At 65.2% G+C, this 506-nt stretch carries 1 protein-coding gene; it reads right to left on the reverse strand.

Going from position 1 to position 506, the window contains the following annotated elements:
- Positions 1–15 precede the first annotated feature (15 nt).
- Positions 16–506 (reverse strand): IS5 family transposase (locus tag ACFPP6_RS36535; protein WP_382051154.1); only part of this gene is annotated, 491 nt, incomplete at its 5' end.

The following is a 506-nucleotide window of genomic DNA, read 5'->3' on the forward strand; positions in this document are numbered from 1 at the left end:
GTATTAGACCGTGTCCTATGTGGTGAGGCGGACGAGTCGCTTGTAGCAGCAGATTGCGGCGGCGAGTCCGAGGAATGCCAGGTAGTTGCGGGGGTGGCGTTCATAGCGGACAGTGAGTCGGCGGTAGCCGGTCAGCCACGACATCGTGCGCTCGATCACCCGCCTTCGGCGGCCGAGGCGTTCGCTGGACTTGATGCCCTTGCGTGCGATGCGGACTCCGATCCGCTTGCCGCGAAGCCATTTCCGCAGGTGAGGAATGTCGTAGGCCTTGTCTGCATGCAGCCGCTGGGGCTTGAAATAGCGGCCGCGGTAGGGGTCGTGTCTCGTTTGGTGACCGGCCACCATGGGCTTCAGGGCTTCGCTGTCGTGGGTGTTGGCGGCGGAGACGCCGACGACGAGGGGCAGCCCGTTCTGGTCCGACAGGACGTGCATCGTGGAACCCGACTTGCCCCGGTCCACGGGCGACGGGCCTGTGCGTTCGCCCCCCTTTTTTCGGCCCTGACGTG

It is taken from the genome of Streptomyces aureoversilis (assembly GCF_042657885.1).
Classification (GTDB): Bacteria; Actinomycetota; Actinomycetes; order Streptomycetales; family Streptomycetaceae; genus Streptomyces; species Streptomyces aureoversilis.